Source organism: Caldisericota bacterium, assembly GCA_034717215.1.
Lineage (GTDB): Bacteria > Caldisericota > Caldisericia > Caldisericales > Caldisericaceae > UBA646.
The window spans coordinates 1-7746 of record JAYELD010000113.1 but is presented as its reverse complement, the minus strand read 5'-3'; the positions used below and the strand labels follow the sequence as shown (position 1 = coordinate 7746).

Annotated in this window: 10 protein-coding genes; 7 read left to right on the top strand and 3 right to left on the bottom strand. The window is 33.9% G+C overall.

The features are described 5' to 3' along the window. Positions 1-154: 154 nt before the first annotated feature. Positions 155-784: a tRNA (adenosine(37)-N6)-threonylcarbamoyltransferase complex dimerization subunit type 1 TsaB gene (tsaB, locus tag U9Q18_04380; protein ID MEA3313594.1), complete on the bottom strand. Its 630-nt coding sequence runs from the start codon at positions 782-784 to the stop codon at positions 155-157. After that, positions 765-1235 carry a tRNA (adenosine(37)-N6)-threonylcarbamoyltransferase complex ATPase subunit type 1 TsaE gene (gene tsaE / locus U9Q18_04375; GenBank protein ID MEA3313593.1) on the bottom strand — a complete coding sequence of 157 codons (471 nt, stop codon included), beginning with the start codon at positions 1233-1235 and terminating at the stop codon, positions 765-767. Before tsaE ends, tsaB begins: the two co-directional genes overlap by 20 nt. Positions 1236-1535: 300 nt before the next feature. Between tsaE and groES the strand changes: the two genes are divergently transcribed. The 4 genes from groES to U9Q18_04355 all read left to right on the top strand — a co-directional run bounded on the left by groES (position 1536) and on the right by U9Q18_04355 (position 4894). Next, positions 1536-1826, top strand: a complete 291-nt coding sequence (gene groES / locus U9Q18_04370) for a co-chaperone GroES (GenBank protein MEA3313592.1) — start codon at positions 1536-1538, stop codon at positions 1824-1826. An 11-nt stretch (positions 1827-1837) separates the two neighbouring features. Beyond that, positions 1838-3460: a chaperonin GroEL gene (groL, locus tag U9Q18_04365; protein ID MEA3313591.1), complete on the top strand. Its 1623-nt coding sequence runs from the start codon at positions 1838-1840 to the stop codon at positions 3458-3460. A 283-nt stretch (positions 3461-3743) separates the two neighbouring features. After that, positions 3744-4604: a hypothetical protein gene (locus U9Q18_04360; protein ID MEA3313590.1), complete on the top strand. Its 861-nt coding sequence runs from the start codon at positions 3744-3746 to the stop codon at positions 4602-4604. Continuing rightward, a complete protein-coding gene (locus U9Q18_04355; GenBank protein ID MEA3313589.1) occupies positions 4601-4894 on the top strand; it encodes a DUF2892 domain-containing protein in 294 nt (97 codons plus the stop codon). Before U9Q18_04360 ends, U9Q18_04355 begins: the two co-directional genes overlap by 4 nt. A gap of 54 nt (positions 4895-4948) precedes the next feature. Here U9Q18_04355 and U9Q18_04350 read toward each other — a convergent pair whose 3' ends face one another. Then, a complete protein-coding gene (locus tag U9Q18_04350; GenBank protein MEA3313588.1) occupies positions 4949-5560 on the bottom strand; it encodes a hypothetical protein in 612 nt (203 codons plus the stop codon). A gap of 19 nt (positions 5561-5579) precedes the next feature. On the opposite strand from U9Q18_04350, the gene U9Q18_04345 reads away from it, so the two are divergent. The 3 genes from U9Q18_04345 to U9Q18_04335 all read left to right on the top strand — a co-directional run. Beyond that, positions 5580-5957, top strand: coding sequence for a metallopeptidase family protein (locus U9Q18_04345; protein MEA3313587.1), 378 nt, complete (start codon positions 5580-5582; stop codon positions 5955-5957). Between the two features lie 11 nt (positions 5958-5968). Beyond that, positions 5969-7114 carry a putative glycoside hydrolase gene (locus U9Q18_04340; protein MEA3313586.1) on the top strand — a complete coding sequence of 382 codons (1146 nt, stop codon included), beginning with the start codon at positions 5969-5971 and terminating at the stop codon, positions 7112-7114. 70 nt (positions 7115-7184) lie between these two features. After that, the coding region (locus U9Q18_04335; protein ID MEA3313585.1) for a 2Fe-2S iron-sulfur cluster-binding protein at positions 7185-7746 on the top strand (562 nt) is incomplete at its 3' end.

The window sequence follows — 7746 nt, the reverse complement described above, 5'->3', positions numbered from 1 at the left end:
AACTTCACAACATAGTACCTTGAATTGCTGTTAAATAGATAATCCATTATAAGCACTTCTCTCAGCCATGGATCGGGATAAGATAAAGTTTCGATCTGATATATCGCTTTTAAATCCTTTGTTGTCGCCAATGAAATATGCAGAGCTAACCCAATCATTTTTTTCCTTTGAATATCAAATTTACAGAACGAAGGTATGTGGGAGTAAGAGAAAGAGGATCATCCACTATATTTCCCTCTGTAAACTTCTCGAAAGATTTTTTTGCAAATTCATTAAAAGTTGGAATATGCACAATCACACTTTTCCCCTTTAAAACATTTCTCAAAGAACTCACAGGGGTGATAATTGTGGTTTCTATTTGCAACAATTCCTCCAGATTTGTGCATAAATCCTGTTCTATTCGTTTTCCAAAATTAAAACGAGAGGCAAAATATGCGTTTCTCCCAACAGGGATAACCGGAACCACTTCTTTCTCAAAACCCGATGCAATAAGCTCAAGTGAATTTAAGGCAACTAAAGGTATATTGAGCAAAAAAGCAAGCATTTTCCCTTCCACCACACCAATACGTGTTCCTGTAAAACTACCAGGTCCTTTTACAACCGATATAAAATCAATATCCTTTGGAGAAAAAGAAAAAAGCTCCATCATACTTTCCACTACATAAAGAATATTATTTGGCTGCTTTAAGGGAGGATTTTCTGCTACGGAAAAAAATAGCTTTTCCTCAGAAGAAAATACAATCATCGTAGGAGAAAACGCATTATTAATACAAAGTCCATTCATTAATATTCACTCCCTGCTCTAATATTTCTACAGAAAGAATTCTTTTATTCTTGCCTGCTTTCTCTATCCGGATTTCGATAGATGGTTTAATATAATTCTTCATTTTTTCTGCCCACTCAATAAGAATAAATCCATCTCTATCAAAGTATTCAAAAAAACCTAACTCATCAATCTCCTCAAGATCCTTCAATCTATACAAATCAAAATGATAGAAAGGTACTTTTCCTGAACAATACTCTCTAATAAAAACAAATGTAGGACTATCAATATTTTCTTCTACGCCCAATCCTCCAGCAAATCCTTTCGCAAAAACGGTTTTACCGGCACCTAATTTACCTTCAAGGAATAGTACTCCCTTCTTAATACCGCTACCAATAAGATGCATTGCAAGATTCTCACCAATTGTTCTCGTCTCTTTCTCGCTATATGATACAATATTTGCATTTTTCATTTTTTTATTACTCGCCCATATAATAACAAATATCACTAAACTTTCAAAGAAAATAAGGATGTAAATTATATAAAAAAATATATTGCTTTCAACTTATTGTAAAATTTTTGAGTTTCAATCTATTTTAAAAAGACAATGTTGTACAAAAATATTTTCAATGGTTTAATAAGTATGTGCTAACATTTTAAAAATTTTTATTTTAAAGTATTGACATGGGAACCAAATTTCATATAATATATTTAGCACTCAAGGTAATGAAGTGCTAAAAATAATAAATATAACAGAAAAGGAGGTTTTAGTATGGCTAAAATTGAACCAATTGGCGATCATCTTGCAGTGCAAATTGAAGAATCTGAAGAAAAAACAAAATCAGGCATTGTACTGCCAGATACAGCGAAAGAGAAACCACAAAAAGGTAAAGTCGTGGCAGTAGGCAGCGGTAGAATGCTTGATAGTGGGAAAAAAGTCCCTCTTGAAGTAAAAAAGGGAGATATGGTGATTTTCTCCAAGTATGCGGGAACAGAAGTAAAATTGGAAGGGGAAAAATATTTGATCCTTTCCGAAAACGACATTTTAGCAATTCTTAAATAAGGAGGCAAAACATGGAGGCAAAACAAATTCTATTTAGCACAGATGTAAGAAAGGCCATAAAAGATGGTGTCGACAAATTAACAAATACAGTAAAAGTTACACTTGGGCCAAAAGGAAGACACGTAGCATTAGAGAGGAAGTTTGGTTCTCCATTACTCTCTGATGACGGTGTGACTATTGCAAAGGAAATTGAATTAGAGGATCCGAATGAGAATATTGGTGCACAGCTTGTAAAAGAAGTGGCATCCAAGACAGAAGATATCGCAGGTGATGGCACAACAACTGCAACAGTGCTAGCGCAAGTAATGATCAACGAAGGAATAAAAAATGTTACTGCCGGTGCAGGCCCATTGCTCCTCAAAAAGGGAATGGATAAAGCTGTAAAAACAGTAGTAGAAGAAATGCAGCATCTTAAAAAAGACATCAGCACAAATGAAGAAATCGCACAAATTGGAACAGTATCTTCAAAACATCAAGAAATAGGCACCGCCATTGCAAACGCCTTAGAAAAAGTGGGTAAAAATGGTGTTATCACAGTCGAAGAATCACAAACCTTAGGCATTGATGTAAAAACAGTTGAGGGTATGCAATTTGATAGGGGATATGTATCACCATATTTTGTGACTGATCCCGACAGAATGGAAACAGAATTAAAAGATCCTTTTATAGTCATCACAGACAAAAAAATATCTTCAGTACAGGATTTTTTGCCACTTTTAGAAAAAATTGTCCAGAAAGGTAGACCATTCGTCATTATTGCAGATGATTTAACTGGTGAAGCCCTTGCAACACTGGTACTTAATAAAATAAAGGGGACTTTCTCCTGCGTAGCAGTGAAAGCACCTGGATTTGGCGACAGAAGAAAAGCAATGCTTCAGGACATTGCAATTCTTACGGGGGGGCAAGTCATATCAGAAGATCTCGGACTTAAATTTGAAAGTGTAACGCTTGATATGCTAGGAAAAGCAGACACCATAAAAGTAGATAAAGATAATACAACAATTGTCGGTGGGAAAGGAAACAAAAAAGATATAGATGCAAGAATCAACCAAATTAAGGAGCAAGTTAAAACAACAACTTCAAATTATGACAAAGAGAAATTGGAAGAAAGGCTTGCAAAACTTGCTGGAGGCGTTGCAATCATTAAGGTAGGCGGCGCTACAGAAACAGAGATGAAGGAAATGAAGCATAAAGTAGAAGACGCAGTAGCCGCAACAAAAGCAGCCCTTGCAGAAGGCATTGTAGTAGGCGGAGGAACAATATATTTAAACACGCTCCATGCTCTTGATACAATTAAAGCAGAAGAAGACGAAAAAACAGGTATTGAAATTGTAAAAAAAGCATTAAAAGAGCCAATAAAACTCATTGCACAGAATGCAGGATACGACGGAGTTATTGCACTTCATAAAGTATTGGAATCCAAGAAGAACACAGGATTTAATGCAGAAACAGGAAAATTTGAAGATATGTTCAAGGCAGGCATTATCGACCCACTCAAAGTCGTAAGAATTGCTCTACAAAATGCAGAAAGCATTGCATCACTCCTTATAAGTACAGAATCCATCGTTACAAGCATTCCCAAAGAAGAAAAACCAATGCCAGCTGCTCCACAATATCCAGGAGCAGGATATTAATATCTAAAAATAGAATAAAAATGCCTCTCCTTGCGAGAGGCATTTTTATTTATATCAAATCTTCATACTGAAGTATACAAACACCATTTTACATAAAACTTTTTTCTTCTACTAAAATCCGTAAGTTAAATAAAAAATCTAAACTCCCATATTACAAAACAACAACTCCTAACGTAAGTTTCGCAAAATACGATACACACCATTTTAAATACTTCCTCAAAACATCATCTCTCATTGCAAATCTGCAATCTTATTATATAATAGCAATGGAGGGGAGTGCATGATGAATGAAGCAAATAACATTGTTGCCATTTTATTCTGGTCTTTTATACTTCTTGCGCTGATCAGTCCCTGGTTTAGGCAAAAAAATCTGGAAAGCGCACGGCTTTCATTAATACACAAAATAGAAAAAAAGAGGAAATCACGAGTCATTGCGCTTATTCATAGACAAGAAACAATGGCTTTACTCGGCTTCCCAATACTGAAATACATAAATATAGAGGACTCGGAAGCAATACTTCGAGCCATAAGATTAACACCAAATAAAATGCCTATAGATATTATACTGCATACCCCAGGAGGATTGGTGCTCGCAACAGAACAAATAGCCCATGCATTAATACAACACAAAGGAAAAGTCAACGTATTTATCCCACATTATGCAATGAGCGGGGGAACAATGATTTCTCTTGCCGCTGATGAGATTATAATGGATGAAAACGCTGTTTTGGGTCCCATAGATCCACAACTGGGGCAGTATCCTGCTTCTTCAATTTTGAAAGTCTTAAAGGAAAAAAATAAAAATAAGATAGACGATGAAACACTAATTTTGGCAGATATGGCAAAAAAGGCTGTGCGCCAAGTAAAAACATTTGTCAAAACAATACTCATCTCAAATGACTATTCTGAAAAAAAAGCCGAACAAATTGCAAAAATATTGACAGAAGGCAAATGGACTCATGACTATCCCATTATATATCAAGAAGCAGAAAAATTAGGATTGAATGTTTCCAAAAATATGCCAGAAGAAGTTTATCTGCTAATGAATCTATACCCCCAAAATCCAACTCTAAGACCGTCTGTATACTATGTGCCTCTTCCATATAAACAACCAAAGAAAATACCAAAAAAACCATCAAAATGAATAACGACAACGATACAGTAAACGTTAATAAATTCGAAAGAATTATAAGAGTAGCAATAGGTATTCTAATTTTCTATCTTGGCACTCAGGTAACAAATATCAAAAATTTATTTGATACAGGATATTATATGTCTCCTTCCGTAAAATACTTGCTTGCTCGGATAATTGCCTTCTCTCCAAATACTTTTAGAATTATTGGCTGGTTTGTTGGATTTATACTCATCTTTACGGGTATTAATGGTTTCTGCCCTTTCTATAAACTGTTTCATATCAATACAAATAAAAAATAATAGAAAAAGAATATTTTTTTGATGCCTAGAGTTAAAGATCCATATAAAAATAAATTATAAATTTTTTACAAAAATCTTTTTACTAAAAAAGATTTTTCTTAACCAATATTCTTTTGTCTTATAAAAACCTATTTTATTGAACGCACAAATTGAATCCTTATTATAAGAATCTATTGCAACGCAGGCTCTTGAATATCCATGTTTTTTAAATACATCTATGGCATATTTTGTTTCATTGTATATTAAACCTAACCCGCGAAATTCTGGAAATGTAAAACAATCAAAAAAATAGATATCGCCTTTCCCCAATCGAAATAGCAAAAACTGCTTTTTAGAGCAGGCCAAAAAACAGTAAGAAGCAAATTCGCCATCGATAAAAGAAACAACAAGTTTTATTGTCGCAGAAAGCCTGTATTTAAAAATACGGAGTTTTTCATATCCTAGATTTTTTTTAATCTTGGCTTTCAAAAAGGATGGCAACTCATCAAAAGAATAAAATATTTTGCTTTCTGATTTTACTCTCGGCTTCATAAATTTTACTTTATCAAAGGAAAGCTCAAAATAATAAATAATGCGTTTTTCATAGATATTCGACTTTAATGTTTTTAAAAAATTTTTAGGTCCTATACAAATCAAATAAAATAAAAGTAGTTTAATTCTTCCCATATTTTATTATAATATAAGCATGGAAATCACAAAAGAACAATTTGAAGAAATAATTAAAGAGAGTTTAGAGGAAATACCTGACTACTTTAAAAAACACATTCAAAATCTTGAATTCCTTACTATGGACTACCCAACAGTGGCCATGTTGAAAAGAATACATCTTTATAAAAAAGGCACTTTGCTTGGATTATACGAAGGAATACCTCTTAGAAAAAGAGGGCCGGGATATCAAGGAGTACTTCCAGACCGTATAATACTGTTTATCGGCCCTATCCTTCATGAAGCAAATAGAAAAAAAATACCATTTAAAGAAAAAGTTAAAAAAGTATTAATGCATGAAATTGGTCACTATTTTGGACTTTCGGAAAAAGAGTTAAGAGAAATGGGGATTAGATGAAATTCAGAAGTATGATCAAAAAAAAACTATTTGTACTACTTACATTAATATTTATATTTTCTACCGCAGAAACGCTAAATGAAGCCAACTACACCCTCCATCAAACACCATTTCCCATTCAAAAAGAATGGGGAGCAATGGATATATTGAAAAATGGAGGAACAATAAAGATACATCGTACTGCACGACCAAAAACACTAAAAGGACTGTATATAACAGGGTGGACTGCAGGCCTGGACCGGTTTAGCGATTATATAAAAATTGCAAAAGAAACTGAGATAAATACATTCATTATAGATATAAAAGATGCAACGGGTTACCTCTCTTACAAATCAACTGTGCCTCTTTCAAAAGATATCAATTCTTCAATTGAAAAAATAAGCAATATACAAAAAATTGTTGCACAGTGTAAAGAAAACGGCATCTATACTGTTGCAAGAATCGTTGTGTTTAAAGATCCACTTCTTGCTGCTAAAAGAAAAGATCTCGTAATCAAAAAAAGCAATGAGACAATCTATTATGATAGAAGCAATATTCCCTGGGTTGACCCGTATTCAGAAACAGTATGGCAATACAACGTAGAGATAGCAGAAGAAGCTATCTCAATGGGGTTTGAAGAAATACAGTTTGACTATATACGTTTCCCTGCCGTGCCAAATGGCATAGAACTTTTATATCCTTCCAATAAAAAAGCCATTTCGAAAGAAGACAATATCCAGTTGTTCCTTAAATATGCAACAGACCGAATACATAAATACGGAATAAAAGTAGAAGTGGATATATTTGGTTTGGTGTTATCTGCAACAGATGATTTGGGAATAGGTCAAAATCTTGAAAAAATAGCTACCTACGCTGATTATTTATGCCCTATGGTTTACCCATCACATTACGCGCGAGGAAGCTATGGCATCGAAAATCCTGATGCTCATCCTTATGAAACAATTCTTTTGACCCTTCAGTATGGAATAAAACGCCTTAAAACAATCGATTCAAAATGCAAACTTATATCGTATCTTCAAGATTTTTCATTATACTCTTTTTACGGTAAAAATGAAGTACAGCTAGAAAAAAAAGCAGTTTATGATAACGGATTAACAGATTGGTTTCTGTGGAATGCAGCAAATATATATATAATAGATGCATTAGAAAAAGAATAGCAACAAAATAAAACTATTACATTGAAACAACGAATTATTTATAATAAACTATGAATAAAGAAAGGAAAAGATGAGAGAAATTAAAGAACACCCAGTTCTGCATTTCAAAAAACAGGGAAAAATTCATTTTGTATTTGAAGGGAAAGAAATAGAGGCATATCAAAACGAAACTGTTGCAATGGCATTGTTTCGCAACGGTTTGAATGTATTTTCTAAAAGCACCAAGCTCCATAGGCCAAGAGGTATGTTCTGCGCAATAGGAAAATGCTCATCCTGTATGATGAGAGTAAACGGCATACCTAACATAAAAACCTGCATTCTTCCTGTAAGAGAAAAAATGGTTGTTGAAAGACAAGATGGAATGGGAGAAAAACCGGACAGAATTGAACATTTCGAACCTCCGATTGAAATAAATAGAGACGTAGTCATCATTGGGGGAGGACCGGCAGGTTTAAGTGCTGCAATTACACTTAAAAAATACGGAGTGTCACCATTAATCGTCGAACAAAATCCACTTCTTGGTGGACAACTTATTAAGCAAACACATAAATTTTTTGGTTCGGAAAGAGAAAAAGCAGGAACAAGAGGCATAAAAATCGCATCCGAAATGATTAATACGATAAAAGAGAAAA

Excerpts from the sequence above, each read along its gene's own strand:
- groES (MEA3313592.1), top strand. The coding sequence starts at position 1,536 with ATGGCTAAAATTGAACCAATTGGCGATCATCTTGCAGTGCAAATTGAA.
- U9Q18_04340 (MEA3313586.1), top strand. The coding sequence starts at position 5,969 with ATGATCAAAAAAAAACTATTTGTACTACTTACATTAATATTTATATTT.
- tsaE (MEA3313593.1), bottom strand. The coding sequence starts at position 1,235 with ATGAAAAATGCAAATATTGTATCATATAGCGAGAAAGAGACGAGAACA.
- U9Q18_04350 (MEA3313588.1), bottom strand. The coding sequence starts at position 5,560 with ATGGGAAGAATTAAACTACTTTTATTTTATTTGATTTGTATAGGACCT.
- tsaB (MEA3313594.1), bottom strand. The coding sequence starts at position 784 with ATGAATGGACTTTGTATTAATAATGCGTTTTCTCCTACGATGATTGTA.
- U9Q18_04355 (MEA3313589.1), top strand. The coding sequence starts at position 4,601 with ATGAATAACGACAACGATACAGTAAACGTTAATAAATTCGAAAGAATT.
- U9Q18_04360 (MEA3313590.1), top strand. The coding sequence starts at position 3,744 with ATGAATGAAGCAAATAACATTGTTGCCATTTTATTCTGGTCTTTTATA.
- U9Q18_04345 (MEA3313587.1), top strand. The coding sequence starts at position 5,580 with ATGGAAATCACAAAAGAACAATTTGAAGAAATAATTAAAGAGAGTTTA.
- groL (MEA3313591.1), top strand. The coding sequence starts at position 1,838 with ATGGAGGCAAAACAAATTCTATTTAGCACAGATGTAAGAAAGGCCATA.